The sequence below is a fragment of the Hymenobacter aerilatus genome, from assembly GCF_022921095.1.
GTDB classification, from domain to species: Bacteria; Bacteroidota; Bacteroidia; order Cytophagales; family Hymenobacteraceae; genus Hymenobacter; species Hymenobacter aerilatus.
On the sequence record NZ_CP095053.1, the window covers coordinates 4,118,784 to 4,139,703 of the forward strand.

31 protein-coding genes are annotated in these 20,920 nt (G+C 57.5%); 16 read left to right on the plus strand and 15 right to left on the minus strand.

The genetic code is table 11. From position 1 onward, the window contains the following. Positions 1-142 precede the first annotated feature (142 nt). The 4 genes from MUN82_RS17185 to MUN82_RS17200 form a co-directional block, all read right to left on the minus strand. A complete protein-coding gene (locus MUN82_RS17185; RefSeq protein WP_245092446.1) occupies positions 143-841 on the minus strand; it encodes a metallophosphoesterase in 699 nt (232 codons plus the stop codon). Positions 842-934: 93 nt separating this feature from the next. Further along, positions 935-1,150 (minus strand): hypothetical protein, encoded by a 216-nt coding sequence (locus MUN82_RS17190; RefSeq protein ID WP_245092447.1) that lies wholly within the window; start codon positions 1,148-1,150, stop codon positions 935-937. A gap of 51 nt (positions 1,151-1,201) precedes the next feature. Then, positions 1,202-1,435, minus strand: a complete 234-nt coding sequence (locus tag MUN82_RS17195) for a hypothetical protein (protein WP_245092448.1) — start codon at positions 1,433-1,435, stop codon at positions 1,202-1,204. A 47-nt stretch (positions 1,436-1,482) separates the two neighbouring features. Continuing rightward, positions 1,483-2,010, minus strand: a complete 528-nt coding sequence (locus tag MUN82_RS17200) for a hypothetical protein (protein WP_245092449.1) — start codon at positions 2,008-2,010, stop codon at positions 1,483-1,485. Between the two features lie 130 nt (positions 2,011-2,140). Here MUN82_RS17200 and rsmI point away from each other — a divergent pair, with 130 nt between their 5' ends. From rsmI to MUN82_RS17225, 5 genes are all read left to right on the plus strand, one after another. Beyond that, positions 2,141-2,875, plus strand: a complete 735-nt coding sequence (rsmI, locus tag MUN82_RS17205) for a 16S rRNA (cytidine(1402)-2'-O)-methyltransferase (RefSeq protein WP_245092450.1) — start codon at positions 2,141-2,143, stop codon at positions 2,873-2,875. A gap of 205 nt (positions 2,876-3,080) precedes the next feature. Beyond that, a complete protein-coding gene (gene lnt, locus MUN82_RS17210; RefSeq protein ID WP_245092452.1) occupies positions 3,081-4,781 on the plus strand; it encodes an apolipoprotein N-acyltransferase in 1,701 nt (566 codons plus the stop codon). Positions 4,782-4,863: 82 nt separating this feature from the next. After that, a complete protein-coding gene (locus MUN82_RS17215; RefSeq protein WP_245092454.1) occupies positions 4,864-5,661 on the plus strand; it encodes an inositol monophosphatase family protein in 798 nt (265 codons plus the stop codon). Positions 5,662-5,828: 167 nt separating this feature from the next. After that, positions 5,829-6,038: a FeoB-associated Cys-rich membrane protein gene (locus tag MUN82_RS17220; protein WP_245092456.1), complete on the plus strand. Its 210-nt coding sequence runs from the start codon at positions 5,829-5,831 to the stop codon at positions 6,036-6,038. A 124-nt stretch (positions 6,039-6,162) separates the two neighbouring features. Beyond that, positions 6,163-6,501 (plus strand): hypothetical protein, encoded by a 339-nt coding sequence (locus tag MUN82_RS17225; protein ID WP_245092458.1) that lies wholly within the window; start codon positions 6,163-6,165, stop codon positions 6,499-6,501. A gap of 76 nt (positions 6,502-6,577) precedes the next feature. Here MUN82_RS17225 and MUN82_RS17230 read toward each other — a convergent pair whose 3' ends face one another. Then, positions 6,578-7,543 carry an SMP-30/gluconolactonase/LRE family protein gene (locus MUN82_RS17230; protein WP_245092460.1) on the minus strand — a complete coding sequence of 322 codons (966 nt, stop codon included), beginning with the start codon at positions 7,541-7,543 and terminating at the stop codon, positions 6,578-6,580. A 290-nt stretch (positions 7,544-7,833) separates the two neighbouring features. Between MUN82_RS17230 and MUN82_RS17235 the strand changes: the two genes are divergently transcribed. From MUN82_RS17235 to MUN82_RS17250, 4 genes are all read left to right on the plus strand, one after another. After that, a complete protein-coding gene (locus tag MUN82_RS17235; protein WP_245092462.1) occupies positions 7,834-8,865 on the plus strand; it encodes a Gfo/Idh/MocA family oxidoreductase in 1,032 nt (343 codons plus the stop codon). 147 nt (positions 8,866-9,012) lie between these two features. Then, positions 9,013-9,474 carry an Rrf2 family transcriptional regulator gene (locus tag MUN82_RS17240; protein WP_245092464.1) on the plus strand — a complete coding sequence of 154 codons (462 nt, stop codon included), beginning with the start codon at positions 9,013-9,015 and terminating at the stop codon, positions 9,472-9,474. 151 nt (positions 9,475-9,625) lie between these two features. After that, positions 9,626-10,018, plus strand: a complete 393-nt coding sequence (locus MUN82_RS17245) for a biotin/lipoyl attachment domain-containing protein (protein WP_245092466.1) — start codon at positions 9,626-9,628, stop codon at positions 10,016-10,018. Between the two features lie 100 nt (positions 10,019-10,118). Then, on the plus strand, positions 10,119-10,379 hold the full coding sequence (locus MUN82_RS17250; protein WP_245092468.1) for an acyl carrier protein: 261 nt from the start codon (positions 10,119-10,121) through the stop codon (positions 10,377-10,379). Positions 10,380-10,406: 27 nt separating this feature from the next. On the opposite strand, the gene MUN82_RS17255 is transcribed toward MUN82_RS17250, so the two are convergent. Then, positions 10,407-11,180, minus strand: coding sequence for a PPK2 family polyphosphate kinase (locus MUN82_RS17255; protein WP_245092470.1), 774 nt, complete (start codon positions 11,178-11,180; stop codon positions 10,407-10,409). 42 nt (positions 11,181-11,222) lie between these two features. Further along, complete coding sequence (locus tag MUN82_RS17260) at positions 11,223-11,876, minus strand: hypothetical protein (protein WP_245092472.1); 654 nt, start codon at positions 11,874-11,876, stop codon at positions 11,223-11,225. Between the two features lie 310 nt (positions 11,877-12,186). Here MUN82_RS17260 and MUN82_RS17265 point away from each other — a divergent pair, with 310 nt between their 5' ends. Beyond that, a complete protein-coding gene (locus MUN82_RS17265; protein ID WP_245092474.1) occupies positions 12,187-12,573 on the plus strand; it encodes an Hsp20/alpha crystallin family protein in 387 nt (128 codons plus the stop codon). A 58-nt stretch (positions 12,574-12,631) separates the two neighbouring features. Here the strand turns inward: MUN82_RS17265 and MUN82_RS17270 are convergent, their stop codons facing one another. Beyond that, positions 12,632-12,955, minus strand: coding sequence for a hypothetical protein (locus MUN82_RS17270; protein ID WP_245092476.1), 324 nt, complete (start codon positions 12,953-12,955; stop codon positions 12,632-12,634). Between the two features lie 178 nt (positions 12,956-13,133). After that, positions 13,134-13,397 (minus strand): VF530 family protein, encoded by a 264-nt coding sequence (locus MUN82_RS17275; protein WP_245092477.1) that lies wholly within the window; start codon positions 13,395-13,397, stop codon positions 13,134-13,136. 117 nt (positions 13,398-13,514) lie between these two features. Between MUN82_RS17275 and MUN82_RS17280 the strand changes: the two genes are divergently transcribed. The 3 genes from MUN82_RS17280 to MUN82_RS17290 are packed head-to-tail and all read left to right on the plus strand — an operon-like array spanning position 13,515 to position 15,015. Then, the gene (locus MUN82_RS17280; protein ID WP_245092478.1) at positions 13,515-14,369 is read left to right on the plus strand and encodes a glycoside hydrolase family 25 protein; all 855 of its coding nucleotides are present in this window, start codon (positions 13,515-13,517) and stop codon (positions 14,367-14,369) included. 31 nt (positions 14,370-14,400) lie between these two features. Then, on the plus strand, positions 14,401-14,799 hold the full coding sequence (locus tag MUN82_RS17285) for a septal ring lytic transglycosylase RlpA family protein (protein WP_245092479.1): 399 nt from the start codon (positions 14,401-14,403) through the stop codon (positions 14,797-14,799). Between the two features lie 21 nt (positions 14,800-14,820). Further along, positions 14,821-15,015 (plus strand): hypothetical protein, encoded by a 195-nt coding sequence (locus tag MUN82_RS17290; protein ID WP_245092480.1) that lies wholly within the window; start codon positions 14,821-14,823, stop codon positions 15,013-15,015. Between the two features lie 85 nt (positions 15,016-15,100). Here the strand turns inward: MUN82_RS17290 and MUN82_RS17295 are convergent, their stop codons facing one another. Next, entirely contained in the window at positions 15,101-15,505 is a 405-nt protein-coding gene (locus MUN82_RS17295) for a DUF6799 domain-containing protein (protein WP_245092481.1), read from the minus strand. 172 nt (positions 15,506-15,677) lie between these two features. Here MUN82_RS17295 and MUN82_RS17300 point away from each other — a divergent pair, with 172 nt between their 5' ends. The 3 genes from MUN82_RS17300 (at position 15,678) to MUN82_RS17310 (ending at position 17,473) form a co-directional block, all read left to right on the plus strand. After that, complete coding sequence (locus MUN82_RS17300; RefSeq protein ID WP_245092482.1) at positions 15,678-16,022, plus strand: DUF3140 domain-containing protein; 345 nt, start codon at positions 15,678-15,680, stop codon at positions 16,020-16,022. A 132-nt stretch (positions 16,023-16,154) separates the two neighbouring features. Continuing rightward, entirely contained in the window at positions 16,155-17,075 is a 921-nt protein-coding gene (locus MUN82_RS17305) for a DnaJ C-terminal domain-containing protein (RefSeq protein ID WP_245092483.1), read from the plus strand. A gap of 62 nt (positions 17,076-17,137) precedes the next feature. Then, on the plus strand, positions 17,138-17,473 hold the full coding sequence (locus MUN82_RS17310) for a chaperone modulator CbpM (RefSeq protein ID WP_245092484.1): 336 nt from the start codon (positions 17,138-17,140) through the stop codon (positions 17,471-17,473). A 170-nt stretch (positions 17,474-17,643) separates the two neighbouring features. On the opposite strand, the gene MUN82_RS17315 is transcribed toward MUN82_RS17310, so the two are convergent. From MUN82_RS17315 to nadC, 5 genes are all read right to left on the minus strand, one after another. Next, positions 17,644-18,387, minus strand: coding sequence for a ZIP family metal transporter (locus MUN82_RS17315; protein ID WP_245092485.1), 744 nt, complete (start codon positions 18,385-18,387; stop codon positions 17,644-17,646). A 139-nt stretch (positions 18,388-18,526) separates the two neighbouring features. Beyond that, positions 18,527-18,769 carry a heavy metal-binding domain-containing protein gene (locus MUN82_RS17320; RefSeq protein WP_245097591.1) on the minus strand — a complete coding sequence of 81 codons (243 nt, stop codon included), beginning with the start codon at positions 18,767-18,769 and terminating at the stop codon, positions 18,527-18,529. Positions 18,770-18,795: 26 nt separating this feature from the next. Further along, positions 18,796-19,155, minus strand: a complete 360-nt coding sequence (locus MUN82_RS17325) for a hypothetical protein (protein WP_245092487.1) — start codon at positions 19,153-19,155, stop codon at positions 18,796-18,798. A gap of 105 nt (positions 19,156-19,260) precedes the next feature. Further along, positions 19,261-19,866, minus strand: a complete 606-nt coding sequence (locus MUN82_RS17330) for a hypothetical protein (RefSeq protein WP_245092489.1) — start codon at positions 19,864-19,866, stop codon at positions 19,261-19,263. 109 nt (positions 19,867-19,975) lie between these two features. Next, complete coding sequence (nadC, locus tag MUN82_RS17335) at positions 19,976-20,836, minus strand: carboxylating nicotinate-nucleotide diphosphorylase (protein ID WP_245092491.1); 861 nt, start codon at positions 20,834-20,836, stop codon at positions 19,976-19,978. Positions 20,837-20,920: the final 84 nt, after the last annotated feature.

Consider the following 20,920-nt stretch of genomic DNA (forward strand, 5'->3'; position numbering starts at 1 on the left):
TATGTGTGTCATCCTGAGCTTGCGAAGGACCTTCTCACGTGAAAACGACCAACGTATCAACGACCGTTCTACGGGCATAAGGTCCTTCGCTCTGCTCAGGATGACACACGTCTTTTTTGCTCACAACCTCACACCCTTCACCTTATCTCACCGCAATAGGGTAGGGATTCTCCAAATTGGGCTGTAGCGTGAGTTGAAATGACTCCAACTCCAGCACGGCGAGGTGCGCCAACTCGGGGTTGTGGCGGTAGACGCAACCGGTATCCAAGCCAATACTTTCCTGCTGATGGCGCACGTGACGCTCCACCTCGGCGGTGGGCGTGGGCACGTGGCCGTGCAGCAGGCGGCGCCCCTGCATCCGCGACGCATCGAAGGTGAATTGCTTGATGGTCATCATTGTATGATGGTCGGCGCGCATCTTGTCCGGGGGCTGGCGAAAGTCAAAGCCGGCGTGCACGAGGGTGTAGTCGGGGAGGTCGTGCTGAAAGGGTAGGGCGGCCAGCCAACGCAGGTACTCGGCCGGGATGTCGCTGGGCTGCGCCACACCGAAGCTTTGCAGCGTCAGGTGGTAGTCGGGGTCAGAAGCCCACTTTACCTCGCCTTGGCCTGTGGCAGCATCCAGCAAGTCCTGGTCGTGGTTGCCGCGCAGGCACAGCACTTGGTAGCCCTGCTGCGGCAACTGCATCAGATAGTCGAGCACACCCTTGGTGTCGGGCCCTTTGTTCACGTAGTCACCCAATAGATACAACTCGTCGGTAGGGCGCAAGCGCAACACGTTTTCTACCAGATGCCGCAGTGTGGCAGCGCAACCATGAATATCCGTTGTGACAAAGCGAGCCATACTAGTTAGTGTAGCCTATAAGTGTTTATATAAAAAGCACCCGTGGCGGTTGCTACGGGTGCTTTTCATGTTATGCAATGATGCGTTTTGGGCTTAGCTATAGCTGCCTTTGCCCGCGTCGCCTTTGTTGGTATTGCGGTTGGGATTAGACTGTGGCGCATCCTGGGCTTCTTCGGCCAGACGCTTCTCCGTTTGCTCGTCTCGTTCGTTTACGGGCAGATTGCCAGCGCCTTTTTCTTGGCCTCCACCAGCAGGTGAGCCTTGATGCTTAGCCGACTGGGAGCTGATTTCATTTCCTTCTTTAGCCATGATTTCTACGATGTTGAGTTGAGTGATTCGACAAGCTCTTTGTAGACTGCCTTAGCTATACGGCGGCTTATCCAAATCGGGCTTTTCGTAATTGCGGTTAGGATTGTTCACCAAATGGGCGGGTACCTCGTCCAAGCCGTCATTGGTGTACTCGTCGGCTAGGCGTTGCTCCTCGTCTAGGTTTTCTACGGGTAGGTCGCCCGAGCCTTTCCGCTGTTCCGACTGCGAAGGGCTACCGTGGTTTTCCTTCGACTGCTGATTGGTGTTATTGCTATTGTATGCCATCTCAGTTAGTGTTTAGGTGAATAATAGGCTGCGTTTCGTAACAGCTGTTATACTTCCAGGCCAGAGTCCTGGGCGTTGCGGTCCAGCAGGTCGGCGTTGGTTTGGGGGGTAGCCTCGTTGGGAAAGTCGCCACCGCTACTAAGGCCGGGCGCTTTCGGCTCCATCTGGCCCATGCCTACCCGCGAGTCGGGGTCTTCCATCTCGTCGGGGCCTTGGCGCATGTCGTCGGCCTCCAGCTCATCGGCGGGGCCATTGTTCACGCGGCGGTGGTCGGTATCTTTAGGATCAGGCAGGTCTTGGTCGGCGCGGCTCGAGCGACGCTCGTCTTCCGTGAGCATATTGTCGCCGGTGGTGCGCAGCTGGTCTTCGTCCTCATTCATCGAGGTAGCCGTAATGCCGTTCGAGCTGTCGGTACCGTAGCCCTCCTTGCCTTCGCGGTTGCCAAAGCCACCCCGGGCGTCGGCATTCTTGGGTGGATCGGCACCGGGTGTGATGTTGCTGGCCAGCAGTTCTTGCTCGTCAATTTGCTCGTTGGGTTCCTGCCGTACGGGGCGGTCTTTCGGGTCGATAGCCATAGGATGGTTGGTTGCAGGTGATGGGGTGGAATTCTACTGATATGTACTTGCTTTCTGAAAACAGGGTTGTATTCTACCAGCTTCCGATGCATTTCGGCGGCCTGATGCCCACACTCCGTACCTTTGCAGTATGTCTGACGCTGCTGCTACCCCTACCCTACTCTACCTCGTGCCCACGCCCATTGGCAACCTGGAGGATATCACCCTCCGGGCCATTCGGGTGCTGGGCGAAGTAGATACCGTTTTGGCCGAAGACACCCGTACCAGCGGCCGGCTATTGCAGCATTTGGGTCTCAAAAAACCCATGCTCAGCTACCACCTGCACAACGAGCACCAGCAAGTACAGCGCCTCCTCGACCGCTTGGCGGCAGGCGAGCGGATGGCCTTAGTGTCGGATGCTGGCACGCCCGGCATCTCCGACCCCGGCTTTCTGTTGGTGCGCGAGTGCCTGGCGCGGGGCCTGAAGGTAGAGTGCCTGCCCGGCGCCACGGCCTTTGTGCCGGCCCTGCTCAAGTCGGGCTTTGGGGCCGAGCGGTTTACGTTCGAGGGCTTTTTGCCGGTGAAGAAGGGTAGGCAAACGCGCCTCCAGGAATTGGCCCAGGAAACCCGCACCATGATTTTCTACGAGTCGCCGCACCGTATTGTGAAGACGCTGACGCAGCTAGCCGAAACGTTTGGCCCCGACCGCCTGGCCTCCGTGAGCCGGGAGCTGACCAAGCTATTCGAAGAAACCGTGACCAGCACCCTGGCCGAGCTGGCCGCCGACTTCGGCAGCCGCACGGCTATCAAAGGTGAGATTGTGCTGGTGGTGCAAGGCGTCAAGATTGAGAAGCCTAGCAAGTCAGATCGATATGAGGACGAGTGAGTTGCGAGTAGAAAACGCCTGTCATCCTGAGCTTGCGAAGAAGCTCCTCACGTGTGAACAACGGGCGTAACAACGATTCGTCCTCACATGCATAGTTGCAGCGTGAAAAGGTCCTTCGCAAGCTCAGGATGACACCTACTTTTCATCTATAACTTCGCAACTTCACAACCTCACGACTACTCATTAATCACTGATTCCTTACGGTATGCCTACCCAAACTGCTCCTACCACCGCTCCCCTGCGCCAGCCAGCGGCTGTGCCGGCTTGGCAACCCGCTTCGCTGGCGCTGTTGAGTGCTGCTTTGCTGTGGGCTGGCTGGCCTGTGCATGCGGCTCCGTTGGCGCTGCTGCTGCTTGTGGGCTGGGTGCCCTACCTGCGCATGGAGCAGCTACTGGTGCGCAGCGGCAGTAGTGGCTGGCGGGTGTTTCGCTACACCTACCTCACGTTGGTGCTCTGGAATGCCTTCACTACCTGGTGGGTGAGCTACAGCACCCTGGGCGGCGGCATTGCGGCTGTGGTACTCAACGCCTTGCTGATGTGCCTACCCACCATGGCCTTCTACCACACCAAGCGCCTGGCCGGGCCGGTGTTGGGCTATCTATCCTTACCTATCTACTGGATTGCTTTCGAACAGCTGCACCTGCATTGGGACCTCACCTGGCCCTGGCTGACGCTGGGCAATGGCTTCGCCGAGGCCAACCAGTGGGTGCAGTGGTACGAATACACCGGCTTTCTGGGCGGCTCTTTGTGGATTTGGGTGACAAACTTATTGGTATTCCGGGCGTGGTTTGGGGGAGCAAAAACGGTAGCCCCGTGGTCGTCTGGGCCGGAACGCTGGCGATGGACAGCACCCGTATTGGCGGTGGTAGTGCCAATGAGTATTTCATTGAGTATCGGCCGCAACTACCAAGAGAAAGGCAAGGTGGCAGAGGTATTGGTGATTCAGCCCAACGTAGACCCCTACAACGAAAAGTTTTCTGGTAATCCCAACTTCATCCCGTACGACCAGCAGCTTACGCGCCTGCTCACGCTCACCGAGCAAAACCTGACGCCTCAGACTCGCCTAGTGCTGTGGCCCGAAACCTCGCTGGAGGAGCACTACTTTGAGGATGCGTTTGATGCCAATCCTAAGATTCAGCGCCTGCGGCAGTGGCTGGGGCAACACCCCGGCGTGGAGCTGATAACGGGCTACACCGGCGTGCTGCGCTATGCCGGCGAAGCCACCCCCACCGTGCGCTACCGCGACGATATAGGCTGGTACGACGTGTTCAACGCGGCGGTGTTTCTGCCAGGCCCTACCGGTGCGCCTACCTTCTACCACAAGTCGCGGCTGGTGCCAGGCGTGGAGAAAATTCCGCCAGCGCTGACTAAAATTATTTCGCACATCGATTTGGGTGGTACAGTAGGCAGCTACGGCAGCCAGGACGAGCGCACGGTGTTTCGCTCGGCGCAGGATACAGCTTTGCGCGTGGCCCCCCTGATCTGCTACGAATCCATCTACGGCGACTTCACGGCCGAGTATGTGCGCAACGGTGCTACCCTGCTGGGTATCATCACCAACGACGGCTGGTGGTCCGATTCGCCCGGCCACTTGCAGCACATCCAGTATGCTACCCTACGCGCCATTGAAACCCGCCGCGACGTGGCCCGCTCGGCCAACACTGGTATTTCAGGTTTCATCGACCAGAAGGGCCAGCGCGTGAGCAGCACCGACTGGTGGCTGCAAACCGCCCGCCGGTACCCTGTACACCTCAATACCGAAGAAACCTTCTACGTGCGCCACGGCGAGTTGCTCGGCCCGCTCATGCAAATCCTGACGGGGTTGCTATTAGCCTGGACCATCGTGGCTGCCGTACGGCGCAGGGGCGCCTCGCAGGCGCCCATCGTTGACAAAGCAGCTTACTAATTACACCACTGGGCACCTATAAGGCCCTCCTAACTTTACAACCAAAAATGGACGCCTGCGTGGCATCCCTACTACCCTCCTCATGGACTTCAACCACCTTAGCCTACAAGTAGCTGATATTGCCCGTCGGGCCGGTCAGTTTATCCGACAGGAAGCCGCCAACTTCGACCGCGGCCGCGTCGAGAACAAGGGCTTGCACGACATGGTATCGTACGTAGACCAGCAAAGTGAGCGGCAGTTGGTAGCCGAGCTGAGCGCCCTATTGCCCAAAGCTGGTTTTATCACCGAAGAAGGCACTACTACCATTGGCCGGACCGAGGAGTTCAACTGGATTATCGACCCGCTGGACGGCACCACCAACTTCATTCACGGGCAGCCAGCCTACTGCGTGAGCGTGGCTCTCATCCAACGCGATACGCTGGTAGTAGGCGTGGTCTACGAAATCAACCTCGACGAGTGCTTCCGGGCGGCGCGGGGTGCGGGGGCCTTCTGCAACGAAAAGCCTATTCGCGTGTCGTCGGCCGATGATCTCCACGACTCGTTGCTAGCCACGGGCTTTCCCTACTACAAGTTTGATCAGCTCGATAACTACCTGAAAATCCTAGCTTCCTTCATGCAGAACACCCACGGCCTGCGCCGGGTAGGCTCGGCGGCGCTGGATTTGGCCTACGTGGCTGCCGGACGCTTCGATGGGTATTTCGAGTTCAACATCAACTCCTACGACGTAGCCGCGGGCATCCTCCTAGTGTTGGAAGCTGGTGGCCGCGTGACGCAGTTCTTGGAAGACGGCGACCCGATTTTCGGGCGCGAAGTGGTAGCCAGCAATGGCGCCCTGCACCCGGCCATGATGGCGACGGTAAAGGAATATTGGGGAAAGTAAGGCGCTGTAAACCACCTGTCATCCTGAGCTTGCGAAGGACAACAGAAACAGAACAATTAACGACTCATTCCCACGTGAGAATGTCCTTCGCTCCGCTTAGGATGACACGATGAATACAGGGCAACGCTTGCAAACTTTTCCTACCCTGCCTTAGTTACATACTCACTATGCTTCTGACTATCACCTCCGTCGAGATTCAGTATTTCATTATTGCGGCGCTGTTTGTGGCGGCGGCGTTCTATGTGGGGCGTATTTTTTGGCGGGCCTTCTTCACCAAGAGCACAGCCGGCTGTGCCAAGGGCTGCGGCGCGTGCAGCACCATTGATGTGGATGCGCTGCAACGTACCATCGAAAAACGACAGGCAATCAGCCACTAACGCACCAACACACGAGTTTCTGATCGTTTGCAACAACCTGCCCCTGCCTTGGCTGCGTATAGCCGGGGCAGGGGTTCTTTTTCTACCCCTTGTCTACACTCTCTCTACCAGAACTCCTACTCCTATGCAAGACAAAGAAGAAGAACGCTCGTTGACCTCCGTTGAAAGAAAGCTGAATCAGGAAGGCTACACCGCTGATTTTGTGGTAACGGATGGCCGTCTGCACGCCATGAGCGACGATAAAAAGACCTACGCCCCCGAGGACGTGACCATCGTAGACTTCTACCGCTTCGAGGGTGAAAGCAACCCCGACGATATGTCGATTCTGTACGCCATTGAGGCCAAAGACGGCGTGAAGGGCACTATTTCCAGCGCTTTCGGCACCTACGCCGATACCGACGTAGATGAGTTTCTAAAGAAAGTAGAAGACCTGGGCAAAAACCTGGTAAAAGGCACCAAGTAGCCTTCTATAGTGCTTCTCATAGATACAACAAGAGGCCCTCTGAAATAATCAGAGGGCCTCTTGTTGTATCCCTACCCTAGTATGCGCCTTTCACACGCATGGACAGTTTGTAGATTCCTTTAGAAGCTGTGATGAACAGCATTTTGCGGTCTTTGCCGGCAAAGCAGATGTTGCCGGTCCACTCTTCGGGCACGTCGAAGTGAGCGATTTTCTGGCCGGCTGCACTGTACACAGTCACGCCGTGGCCGGTGAGGTACACGTTGCCTTTTTCGTCCAGGGTCATGCCATCGGAGCCCATCTCGGCAAACAGCTGCTTGTCGGTGAGGCGGCCATCGGAGCCGAACTGGTAGCGGTAGGTTTTGTCGCCATCAATGTCGGCTACGTAGAGGTAGCGGCCGTCGGGGGTGCCGATGATGCCGTTAGGCTTGCGCATTTGGTCGTCTACCACTACCGGCTGGCTCTGGCCGGGCGTTAGCAAAAACACCTTCTGTCCTACCATATCGGGGCTGGTGTGCGTCCAGTAGTCGCGCTGGTAGTAGGGATCGGTGAAGTAGATATTGCCGGTTTTGGGGTGCGCCCACACGTCGTTGGGGCCATTCAGGCGCTTGCCGTCGACGTCTTTTACCAGCACTTGCACCTTCTTGTTTTCGGGGTTGATGGACCAGAGCTGGTTATGTTCGTCGGCGCAGGCGAGTAGCTGGCCTTTGGCGTCGAAATACATACCGTTGGCCCGCCCGGCATCGGCCATAAACAACGACAGCTTACCCTGGGTGTCGTATTGCCAGATGGTATTGTTGGGCTGATCGGTGAAAAATACGTTGCCCTGGCGGTCTACGGCTGGTCCTTCCGTGAACTTGAATTGCTGGGCAATAAGCTGGGGCGTGGCAGACTCGGCCACCAACTGCGTGGTTTGGTTGTCGGGTGTATCCATAGGTATAGTATCCGTAGCTAGCGTGCGTTTGGTTACGGCGAAGGCCGACAGCGCCAACGAGACAACCACTACAGCAACCGGCAATAACCTACCGTTTTTTGTCCATTTCATATGCAATATGTCAGGATTTTGTAATTCATTCGGAGACTTCTGAGCGACATTTACCACATCATTCTACACCCAATACGTCCCCAGCTTTTGCTTGGCCGCTTCGCTCAGGCGCACGGCTCAGCGCGCAGAGGGCAAAGAGCAGCACATAGGTGAAAACGCCTTGGAAGTCGGGTAGATGCTATATACCATACCGCAGCAAGTCAGTTGCCTGAACATACAAGAAACCTGCGAAATTGATCAAGTGCGACGTGCCTAGCGCCTACCCTAACCGTTCCGCGTATCTTTAGGGCATGACGACAGCTTCTCCTATCCAAACGGGTTTGCTGGCCTACGGTATGTCGGGCCAGATTTTTCAGGCGCCTTTTGTAGCCGCTCATCCTGGTTTTGTGCTGCGCGCTGTAGTGGAGCGCCACCAGCAGCGTGCCACCCAGGCCTACCCTACCCTCCAGAGCTACCCTAGCGTAGAGGCCATGCTAGCCGACCCGGCGTTAGAACTGGTGATTGTGAACACGCCCAATAATACGCACGTGGACCTAGCTACCCAGGCCTTGCAAGCAGGCAAACACGTGCTGGTAGAAAAGCCAGTGGCCATCACCACCGCCGAGCTGGAAGGGCTCCTGGACCTGGCGCAGCAAAAAAACCGGCATTTTCTGGCCTACCAAAACCGCCGCTGGGACAGCGACTTTCTGGCCGTGCGGGACGTGGTGGAAAGCGGGGAGCTAGGCAAGCTGCACGAGGTACATTTTCGCTACGACCGGTTCAGAACGCCCCTCAATACCAAGACATTCAAGGAAGAGCCTGGTCCTGGCGCCGGCTTGTTTTACGACCTGGGGCCGCACCTGCTCGACCAGGCTATCAGCTTATTTGGAGCGCCGCTTAGCTGCACCAAGACTCTGACTAGCCACCGCCCCCACTCCCGGGTAGACGACTACTTTCACCTGCACCTGCGCTACCCTGAGGGGCTGGAGGTGTTTCTGACCAGCGGCCTGCTCGTTGCGCAACCGGGCCCAGCGTTCGTGTTGCATGGCACGCGCGGCAGCTTCAGCAAGATGCGCGCCGATGCACAGGAGGCCCAGCTCCAAGCCGGTATGGGCCCCACCGAGCCCAGCTTTGGTCATGAAGTACCCGAGCACGCCGGCCGTCTCACGCTGGCCGCTCCCGGCACCGACAAGCTTACGACCACCCCCTACCCCAGCCAGCCAAGCAATTACCTGGGCTTATTTGAAGCCGTTTTTCAGACCATTCGCAACGGTGCTCCCTACCCCGTTCGGCCCGAAGAGTTGCGCACTCAATTGGCCTTGCTAGAGCAGCCGGCCAGCTAAGCAGCAAACAGCTCAGCAAAGCTTCCCCCTCTTCTTTTTTGGAGAGGGGGAAGGGAGTGAGGCACCCCGGTCTTACAATTAAAACAGCAGGCCGTGTAAAACATTTTGCCCAGTATATTTGTAACCTATATTGTTACACACTTTATCATGAACACCCGCTTCGTTGTTGCTACGCATATTTTGGCCTATCTGGCCCGCGCCAATGGGCAGCCGGTCTCCTCGGAGGTAGTGGCGAAGAGCGTGGGCACGCACCCCGTGGTAGTGCGCCGCCTGCTGGGCGATTTGCGCCGGGCTGGCCTGGTGCGCACGCAGCTGGGCACGGGTGGCGGCGCCCTGTTAAACCAGCCATTGGAGCGCATCACGCTGCTGGATGTGCTGCACGCCATGCTAGAGCCCGAAGCTGATCTGTTTGCCGTCAACAACACCAACCCCAACGCTGGCTGCGACGTGGGCCGCGTTATCAGCGACTCGCTTGATGATTTGCTCGGCCCAGCAAAAAAGGCCATGCAAGCGGCCCTGGCGGCTGTACCGCTCACAGAAGTAATCCGTCAGATACGCCTGCGCCTCGCCGATGAAGGCTGCGGCTGCTCGGCAGAGCCCGACAACTGATGACCATTTTCAGTGTTTTAGCCCCTGCGGTAAAGTAAATGCCGCTCCTAAACGTCAGCCTAGTTGTAAGGTGCACATACCCCTTGGTCCTGGCTACTTATTGCCTCTAACTGTAACCGTTATGATTACGGTTATCCTTTTTCCCCACATTATGAAAAAAACTCTGGGGTTCTTCTTTATCCCGCTGGCCGCGATTGGCAGCCTTACCCTACCCCATTGGCTACATCCTCATGCGGCTGTGCCGGCGGCTACAGTCACTGCTACTCCGGCCACTATGCCCCTGGTGGCTACAGGACAAGCCATTGCAGCAGGCGTACGAGGCCGTTTGTGGCAGCTCTACGTGGTACCGGGCCAGCATGTGCGCCGGGGCGAGGTACTCGCCAAGATGGCCTCTACCCTACCCACGCAGGGCTCAGCACCGGCCGCTCTGGGCTTCGAGTACGTGGTAGCACCCACCGATGGCACCATTGCCGCTACCCTAGCCGAAACCGGCACCTACCTCGCCGCCACCGAAACAGTGCTATTGCTGTTACCCACCAACTAACGGAAGCAAACACGTCACTTTTTCAACCGCGACTATACCAAACCAGTACTTTCCGGGCGTTACATACCCGCTATTTGTTTACCCTTTTCTTGCTTTTCTGATGGAACAACTTGTCCGCCAGCAAGTAGAGCGCCTGCTTCGTCGGAAGGGGCGCCGCACTACCCAGCCCTTGCTCCCTACCTCCCGCCTGGCCGAGGATATCGGGCTGGACTCGATTGAAACCGTGGAGCTGGTGATTGATCTGGAGCACCGCTTTCATATCCAGATACCAGACCCCGAGGTGGAAACCCTGCGTACTGTGCAGCACGTGCTGGACTGCGTAGACCACCACCTGAGCAGCCACCACCTAGCCGTAGCCTAACGCCGCGGCAAACTGACCCGCCCGCGGCTACTCCGGGCGGGTCAGTTTGCTTTCGGGGTAGGCAGGGTCCATCTCCGCCAGGGCATCGCGCAGGGTGCGCGCCACCTCGTAGGCGGTATACCATTTTTGATCGGCGGGTAGAATGTGCCACGGACACGTAGGCGGGCTGCACTGGCGAAACACATCCTGATATACGCGACGGTACTCGGGCCACTGCTTGGTCTTTTGGTCGTCGCCGGGCTCGTATTTCCACTGTTTGCTGGGGTTGCTCACGCGGTCCGCCAAGCGCTCCTCCTGTTCCTTTTCGGATACATTCAGGTAAAACTTCAGGACCGTAGTGCCGGCCTGCTGTAATAGCTTCTCGAAGTGGTTGATAGCCTCGAAGCGTTGTTTGGCTGTGGCGTCGTCTATCAAGCCCACTACGCGGGTGATGAGCACGTCCTCGTAGTGCGAGCGGTTGAAAACGTGCACCATGCCATGCCCGGGGGTACGCTGATGGATGCGCCACAGAAAATCGTGGGCCAGCTCTTCTTTAGTGGGCTCCTTGAAAGAGTAGACCCGCACGCCCTGGGGATTGATACCGCTAAACACGCGCCGAATCAGGCCGTCTTTACCGCTGGCATCCATGCCCTGCAAGACTACCAGAATACTGCGCTTATTCTCGGCATATAAGCGCTCTTGCCACTCCACCAGCTCCTCCCTGATTTTGCGCATCTCGCGCTTGGTTTCAGCCTTATGCATGTGCTTGGGGGCGCGGGTAGGCAGCTTGGTCAGGTCGACGTCGGGAAGGGTAGAACTCATGGCGGGGTGCTTGGGTGGAAAACGGGATGGCAATTAAAGGCTTCAGCGCAACGGGGTAGTGCTACCCAGCGCGGCCAGCGTTACGGGTCCTTCCGACACGTATTGCAGCCGCGCTGGTAGGCCGGCTTCGTCCAGGTCGTCGAGCAGCGCCCGCCCATCGGCTTCCAGCTTATACGAGTCGATGGTAGTGGCGATGACCGTGACGGGCCGGGTCGGCAGGGCTTTGAGGGTAGCGCGACGGTCTATTTCGGGCGGAAATACGGCGGCGTACAGAATCAGGCGGTCATAGTGGGTGCGCTGGCCGGCCAGCCAGCGCGCCGCCGCGGCACCGCCGTGCCCGCAGCCCAGCACCGTGATGGTCACATCGGGCGGGCATGCAGCCAGCACCTCCGCCGCCAGCGAGTCGAGGTAGTTGCTCAAGTCGGTCAGGTCGGGCATCAGGTCGCCCACCGCAAACCAGTCGGCCCCAATGCGGCGCGGCCCTTGTCCGTCGGAGGGCAACCCGTAGCGCGACAGGGCCTCGGGCAGCACCAGCAGGCGCTCGGGCGTGTCGAGGGCCACTAGCTGCGCGACCAACTCCGGCACCGGCTGGTTTTCGCCGTGCAAGCAAAACCACACTTGTTGAATAGCAGGGCCTGACTCGCCCAACAGATAATAGCGTGCCGTGCGGGGAGTAGTAAACGTGATAGGCTGCATAGGCAGTGAAAATAGCGCAGTAGAAAGCAGAGCGGTAGTCGATTGGCGTTGGACTTGTATTGCTATTCAAGACCAGCAGATTGCAGGAGCATCAGGGCCAAACCTTGAGGCCTATACGCAAAAATGGCGGTAACTGATAAGCTGAAGCATATAGTTTACCACCTCCAATAACCGCCAATATGGCATTATGAGAAAACAAAAACGGATCCGCAAGCGACATTATGGCTGCTTTATGCAGATTTTACGGATCTTATCCGGCTGGTATACCGTTTGATTATAGAGTATTGAAACTTAGAGAGAGGAAAACACCATGAATCTGATAAACAAAGAATTTATTCATAACATCGCCCCGCAACTCGACCTGCTCAATACAATTGGCGGTGGTATTGCGCAGGCCATGCTGCGGGTAGATAAGCGCGAAAAGGGCGTGGTTATTCGGGTAGCGGCTCCTTCCATCAGCCCCGAAAACTTCCACGTGCTGCTGAACGACCGTAACCTGACCGTTTTCTGTGAATACCGTCATCAGCCCGACGACCAGTTGGCCGCACCGCTGTTCAACCAAACCCTGACCATCCCCACCGGCCTGGACCTGGAGCGCATTGACGCCGTGCACGAAGGCAACGAGCTGCGCATCCGCATCCCATACAATAGGGACAACGCCACCAAGCGGCGCGAAATCGACATTAAAATTCGCTAGTACTCACTCCCTACCCTTACCAAAAGCCACCCCTACGGGTGGCTTTTTTGTTTTAGTCTTACCCAAACAGCGGAATCAGCAACACGAAGCCCATCAGCAGCGACAGATAAAACCAGCCCATCAGCTGGCCCCGGTAGCGGCGTGGCAGCTGATTACTCAGCACCAGCACGGCCACTACCACCAGCAGCAAGTGTAGCAGCAGAAATACCACTGTCTTCACCCAGTTGCTGACAATGGTGTTTTCGGGCTGTAGCTGGTTGCTCTCACCCAGGCCCGACGTGGCAAACCGCAGCAGGTAGTACACTACCACCTCAAATGCCACGAACAGCCCAAGGCCCGCCAGCCACGTCAGAAAGCCGTTTTTTTCGGTTACATCAGCCATGGGATGTGAGTGGTGAGTAATGAAATTGTGAGTAAATATACGTGTGTCATCCTGAGCGCAGCGAAGGACCTTCTGCTCACAGAACGACCATCGTAACAACGACTCGTTCTGTGAGCAGAAGGTCTTTCGCGCTACTCAGGATGACGGACGCTTTGCAATTCACCACCTCACAACTTCACTATTTCTCACCACTCACCTCTTTCGTGCGGGTGCGGATGTAGAGGTCTTCTACCTTGGTGCGGGCCCAGGGGGTGCGGCGCAGAAAGGTGAGGCTGGACTTGATGCTGGGATTGACGGCAAAGCAGTTGATGCGGATGCGCTCATCCAGCCCATCCCAGCCGTAGCGCGCTACCAGGTACTCCAGAATCTGGGCCAGCGTAACGCCGTGCAGTTCCCGGATGAGGTGGCCGTTTTCGTCGCGGGCTTCAGAGGAGGATGACATAGGCATAGCAGTGCATAGGAAAGGCGCACTGACCGAAAGATACGCACCCAAGCAAAAAAACGCATTTTTTACCCGCTGCCGGGTACCACCGCGTCGAAATCCTGCGTTACTTTCGGTGTGGCTACCCTCACCAACAATCGTTCTCGCCGGGCTACTGCCGCGGCTGCCCGCGCCGCCAACATCCGGCGCACGTGGCGGCTGGTGGTGGTATTGCTGCTGCTGGGAGCGTTGGTGCTGTATGTGCGCTACCACCGGCAGCTGCACCGCTACGTGCGCCACACGTATGCTACCCTCACCACTAGTCGCCTCACGGGCCTGGAGGCCACGCCCCTACTGGCCGGCTACTCCGTGCACGGTATCGACGTATCATCTTACCAGGGCAAGATCAACTGGCGACTGGTAGCGGGGCATCAAGTACAATTTGCGTTTATCAAAGCGACGGAGGGTATTACGTTGCGCGACCCACGCTTTCAGGCCAACTGGCGGGGCGCCCGCCGGGCGGGCGTGTACCGGGGTGCCTATCACTTCTTTCAGCCCAACTACGATGGCGCGGCCCAGGCCAACCTGTTTACGCGAACTGTGCCTTTGCAAGCCGGCGACCTACCGCCCGTGCTCGACGTGGAGGCCCCCGATTTTCACGACGTAGCTACCATGCGCCGCAACCTAGCTACCTGGCTGCGGCTGGTAGAGCGACACTATGGGGTGCGGCCCATTCTCTACTCCAACTACGGCTTCTACCGGCGCTACCTAGCTGGGCATTTCGATGAGTATCCGTTGTGGCTGGCGCACTACGAGGTGGACACCCCCCGCCTAGCCGCCGACAAGTGGATTATCTGGCAGCACTCCGACGAATCGTACGTACCCGGTATCCGCGGCACCGTCGATTTCAACGTATTTCAGGGCAGTTTCGAGAAGCTGCGCAGCCTGCGTATTCCGGCTCGGCCGCGCCCTACCCCAAAGGGCCACCATTAGGCAGTTACCGCTTTTCGCCTACTTTCGCGCTATGCCAGTACCTCTTTTTTTCCGGTCTTGCGTACGTTGCGCCGGGTTGTTTTTGAGTAGCACGCTATTGCTTTCGGCCTGCGGTGGTGGGCGCAATGCCTTCACTCAAACCGGCAAAGCTTCTTACTACGCCGACAAATTCAACGGCCGCAAAACGGCCAGTGGTAGTACCTACCGCCCTGGCCGGCGCACGGCGGCGCACAACACCTTACCCTTCGGCACGATAGTGCGCGTCACGAACCCTAGCACCCACCGCTCCGTCAAAGTTACCATCACCGACCGGGGGCCACACGTCAAAGGCCGTGTTATTGATCTGTCGCGTAAGGCGGCTCGTAAGATCGGGCTGCTGGACGCCGGCGTGGCGCCTGTGCAGCTGAAAGTAGTGCGCGCCGTCCGTTAACCCTGTTCCTACCCCTACCTTATGCGTATCCGCAAAAAAGTAAAATGGTCGTTCCCGACGGCCGTTTCCAACCGCTTCACTACCCTAGGTACCTTCGTGAAAGCGGCCGAAGCCCAGCACTGGTCAGAAGCCGAAATCCAGTTTGTCATTGACGAGGTGGTAGAAGCCAAAGACGAGGCCGAGGCACTCGATATTCTGCGCGACTACTCCGAGTAGGATTGATGTGCTGATGTGCTGGCGGGTTGATAGGCTAATGAATGAAAACCGCTCTACAGCTTGCTCAACTCATCAATACATTAGCCTAATTCCGTTTGCTTTTCTTGCCCTTGGTTTTGTCCATGGCCACGCGCATCAGGCTATCCTGAGCAGCCATAGAAGCTGCCGTGGTGAGGCGCCCGGTGGGCGATACCATATCTCCCTCTTGCAGCGTAACGGTACGGCCGTCGGTGGTGGTAAGCGTGCCATTAGCAGCTACTTTGGCGCCGCTGGGTAGGGTCACGTCTTCGCGCAGTGGATTGGTGGCGCCGCTTTGCGTACGCATCACCTGGCCCTCTTTCACGGTGAACCCCTCCTTCATGGTGGCTCCTTTGGGCATCACACGGGGTTTGGGCTGCACAGCTTTGCGAGCGGGCGGCGTGGTTTGGGCCTGAACCATTAGGCTGGCGCTGGCCAACAACAAGGCGGCGAGCAGAGGGGTGGTTTTCATGGGGTACAGATTGAAATAAAGAAGAATCAGACGGGGTGCAGGTAACAGGCACGAGGGCAACTACATGCGCCATCGGTGCATTGGTAACCAGAAGGCACTGCCACTCGTTTTCGGTAAGAAATACGGATGTTTCTCCTCTACGGATCTACTGACCTTCTACTCTCCCACAGCCATGAGCACAGCCTCCAACGACACCGAAAACGACAAAGTATACAAGCAGTTCAAAGACCAGGTAAACATGACCGCTTCTGAGCTGGAGAAGTGGCTGAAAACCGACGAATCGAAGGAAGTAGGCCAAGATAGCGGCGACGGCAAAAGCATTGGGCAGAAGTCGGGTGAGCACATCATCAAGATTCTGCACAAGAAAAAAGCCGACCTCACCGACGACGACTACGCGCACATGCACAAGGTGCACAGCTACATCAGCCGCCACTCGGCCCAGGTCCCCGAGAAGGACAAAGAACATTCGCGCTGGCGCTACTCGCTCATGAACTGGGGCCACGATCCGATGAAATGATTTGTGATTTGTTGGTTTCTGCGTACTGCTTTCTAGTTGAGTATCACATATAGACTTTGCCAAGTCACAACTAGTTATCACCACAATAGAAATCAACACATTAATAATTGACATATCAACTCATCAACTGCTTTGGACTACAAGGATTATTACAAGGCCTTGGGCGTAGACAAGAACGCAACGGCCGACCAGATCAAGAAAGCCTACCGCAAGCTGGCCCGCCAGTACCACCCCGATGTGAACCCCAACGACCCCGAGGCGGAGCGTAAGTTTAAGGAGGTGAATGAGGCCAACGAGGTGCTCAGCGACCCGGCGAAACGCAGCAAATACGACCAGTTGGGCGCCGACTGGCAGCGCTACCAGCAAGCCGGCGCCGGTGGGCCTGGGGGTAGCGGCGGGTTTGACTGGTCGCAGTACGCGCAGGGTGGCGGGTTTGGTGGCGGTGGGGAGGATCCGTTTGGCGGAGCCGATTTCTCCGATTTTTTCGGTAACATTTTCGGTGGGATGGGCGGCGGCCGTACTGGGGGTACCCGCGCCCGCGCCGGTCAGGACTACCAGGCCGAGCTGCTTCTGACACTGGCCGAAGCCTACCAGGGCGGGCCGCGCACCATTACGGTGAATGGCAAAAACCTGCGTCTCAATGTGAAGCCAGGTGTGGAAGATGGCCAAACCATCCGGCTGCGCAACCAGGGCGGGCCGGGGCTCAACGGCGGCCCGGCGGGCTCTCTGTACCTCACGTTCCGCATCGAGCCCGACCCGCGCTACGCCCGCACCGGCCACGACCTAACCCAGGAAGTGCCCGTGAGCGTGTATAAGGCCGTATTGGGCGGCGAGCAGGTAGTGGAAACGCTGTCAGGTAGCGTCAAAATCAAGATAAAGCCCGAGACGCAGAACGATACCCGCCTACGCCTGCGGGGCAAGGGCTTTCCGGTGTACGACCAGCCCGGTCAGTTCGGCGACCTGTATCTGCGCCTTACCCTTAGCCTACCCCAGCAGCTCACTGACCAAGAAAAAGACCTATTCCGGCAGCTGGCCGCTTTGCGCAATGACTAATTGCATTGCCTGTTGCGAGTCTATTTTGGCAACTGGCAATGCACCACCCGCTACTCATCCTTATGGAAACGCACGTCATCACGATTACTTATCACGATTGCGCCGTCACGTATGGCCTGCGCGAACAGGACTTACGCGAGTTTGTGGAGTTAGGGCTGGTGCAGCTTGCACCTGGCGCCCCTGACACCATCCGCGACGAGCCCGAGCATCTGGCCCGCCTGGCGCGCCTGCAACATGAGCTCGGCCTGAGCACCACCGCCATCGACGTGGTATTGGCTATGCGTCGACGCATGCAGCAGCTCCAGCAAGAACTGACACAGCAGCGGGCCCGCGCCTTGCAACTGGAGCAGTTTGTGTACGGCAGCGGCCGTACGCTGGAAGCAGACGACTATCTGTGAACGGGCGCAAAAGTGACCGGATATACGCCGTCCGGTTTCTGCAAAATTCTCTCACTGCGCATATTAACTTCGGGTAGAGACGCTAGGCTTGATGTTGTCTACCCTTTGATACCGCATGCTGCCTAACCACGCAGCAGGCTGCCTACGGTACAACCACAGCTACTACTCTCTTACAGCAGGTCGACGGCCAGGGCCAGCAGCGCCCCAGTTAGTGTGGCAACCAGCTTGCGGATATTCAGGTGATGCTCGGGGCTGGTTTCAAATAGGATAGTGGTGGATACATGCAGAAAATTGCCGGCTACCAAGCCCAGTAGCGCGGCGTACCACCCACTATGTACTAGCTGCTCCAGCACCACATAGTTGCTGAACACAATACCCGCCGGCGCCGCTACTGCAAATAGCAGCAGGTAGGGCAGTGCCCGCCGAAAAGTGCCCAGTTGCAATAGCAGTGTACCCATGAGCGCAAATGCCGCCGGAATATGGTGCAGGATAATGCCGACTAATACCGCATACAGATTACTGCCGACCTCCCCAACTTGCGGCGCTTTCACCAGAATACTACCCTCCAGGAAGGAGTGCAGCACCAAGGCGCCCAGCAGCGCATAAGGCACCCGCCTTGGTTGCCGTTCCTGCTTGTGGGCGTGCACGTGCCCATGCTCTACCCCCTGCGAAAACACTTCCAGCAACAGCTGACCGAAGAAACCCGCCAGCACATAATACCCTACCTGATGAGGCTGCCCAGGGAGAAGCAACAACGCTTCCGGCAGCAAGTGCATTATCGTGAGCGTGAACAGATAAGCGCCTCCAAAGGCCAGCAGTGGCTTCAGCCAGACAGTGTGCAGGGTAGGCACTAGTCGGGTAAGCAGCCCTGCTCCCAGTACCGTCAGAAACAAACTAAAAATGGCAAGCCACATACAACACGCTAAGAAGGAAAAAGGCCTGCTACATTCAGGCCCGAAAAGAAAGGGGGCGCTATCCGCGCCCCCTTTCTTTTCGGGTACTCAACAGACATTTATTTGAAACAAAGTTGCAAATAAAAAGTTTGAGCTTACTCTACTTATCAGCCGGTGTAGCGGCTGGTTGGCTAGCTACCAAGTCCATCTCACATACAGGACATTTGCCTGGCTTGTCGCTCTCACTACCCTGGCAGCCCATAGGGCATACGTAGGCAGCGGTATGCACAGGCGTAGTTGCGCTGGTAGCGGCGGGTGTGGCAGTGGTAGTGGTCGGCTCCGACTGGCAAGCCGCCAGCAGCAGTACAGCAGCCAGTAGCAGCCCCGTTACCGGGCGAAGCACCAAGCGGCCCAATGAAAAACGCCTCATTATTGGTGCGAGTCGTCGTCCTGCACCGAACGGGACCGAGCTTTAGCTTTTTTCTGCGCCGCTTCTCCCTGCTCACGACGTACTTCCGGATCATTGGCCGATACGGTTTCCTGCGCGTTAGGCATGGCGCGCTCGTCGAGGGTTACTTCTGAATTGATGGGGTGCGGAATAGCGGCACCATTGGCTTGGGTTTCCTCGTGGTTGGCTTTCACATCAAACACCTGGGAAGAGCGCGTGCCGGGCGCAACCATATCCAATGATACTTTCTTGTCCGGACGCCAATCCGAAGGCTCGCTGCTGCACGCATTCAGCGCGAGGGTGGCCAAGGCAAGGCCGGAGAGCAGAAGTTGTTTGGTCATATCAATAAGGAAGAAAATGCCGAAGCGAACTACGTAAAAAAAGAAAGCTTACCTGCTTATGCGCGCAAAGGTACGCACAGATGTACCCGCGGCGCCACCGAAATGTTACGCGGCCTTGGTTTCGGCAGGCAGCAGGTTCTTGCGCCGCAAAATAGCTTCAAACAGCTTGATATCGTTGGGCGAGTTGAAGATGCGCGACGGCAGTAGCATAAATACCGGCACATCGAAGGTGCGGGCCACCCAGCGGCGCCAGCTCGCCAGCTCCTGCGGGGCCTCCCCCTGCTTCAGATACAGCATGTAGCCATCGGGGGCCAGGCGGGCACGTCCAATCATTTCCCAGCCAATGTTCATGCCCTGCTTCTCATTGAGGCGGGCAATCAGCTGACGGTTGTCAATTTCGTAGCTCACGCGCTCAAACAGCGGCTTGCTCTGCTCCATCTGCGTCACACCGGTAATCTGCGCCGAGCGCAGCAGCACGTACAAAATAGTAAGCACTACCCCCGAAATCAACCACCACCACGAGGGCCAGATAAGGGCTGGCAGCACGCCCACCGCAAAAGGAATAAGCGCGTACCACCACTCCTTTTTCCAGACCTGCGCCATGGCCAGGCGCGTGTAGGTATTGGTATCGAGCTGTGTTTTTTTCGTGCGAATCGCAAGGGGCGAAGGTTGTTGCGCCTGCCGCATCCCCCGCTGATTAGGTTGTTGCATATTGTTGATGTGCTGATATTTAATGGGTTGGTGCGCTGATTTTCACTGAGTTGCTGTGCTAATTCAGATGTAAAGAAGCTAGCACAGCAACTCAGTGAAAATCAGCGCATCAGAATGCTTTCAGGCTCATGTCCAGCGTACCGGCCGAGTGCGTGAGGGCACCCACCGAGATATATTCTACCCCAGTAGCGGCCACAGCCGCCAGCGTTTCTTCCGTAATGCCACCCGAGGCTTCCAGCTCGTAGCGGCCGGCCACCAGCTCCACGGCCTCGCGCATCTGGTCGGGCGTCATGTTGTCGAGCATGATGCGCGAGATGCCGCCCGTATCCAGGGCTTCCTGCACTTCGGCCAGGTTGCGGGTTTCAATTTCGACGGGTAGCGTGCGGCCGGTGCTGGCTAGGTAGGCGTGCGTGGCCTCAATGGCTGCCCGAATACCGCCCGCATAATCCACGTGGTTGTCCTTCAGCATAATCATGTCGAACAACCCGTAGCGGTGATTCACGCCGCCGCCAATTACCACGGCCCACTTCTCGCAGATACGAAAATTGGGGGTAGTCTTGCGCGTATCGAGCAGGCGGGCTTTGGTGCCGGCCAGCAGCTCGGTGAGACGGGCCGTGAGAGTAGCAATGCCGCTCATGCGCTGCATACAGTTGAGCACCAGCCGCTCAGCCGTGAGAATACTACGAGCGGGCCCCTCTACCACGAAGGCTACGTCGCCGGGCCGGATGCGGCTGCCATCGGGCAAGTCAACGGCTATCTGCAGGGCCGGATCCACTTCCCGAAAAATCAGCTGGGCCAGCTCTACGCCGGCAAGTACGCCTTCGCCTTTCACCAACAAGCGGGCACGCTTGCGGGCTGCAGCCGGAATGGCAGCCAGCGAGGAATGGTCCCCGTCGCCTACGTCTTCGGCCAGCGCCGTGCGGATAAACGTCGTCAGGGCGTCCGGGGTAAGGTAGGGGCTATTTTTCACGGTGCAAAAATAGAAAAACGGGCTGATATAATGGTGTCAGCAGGCCTTTATGCGCAACGCCGCATGCACGTTCCACCACGGCCT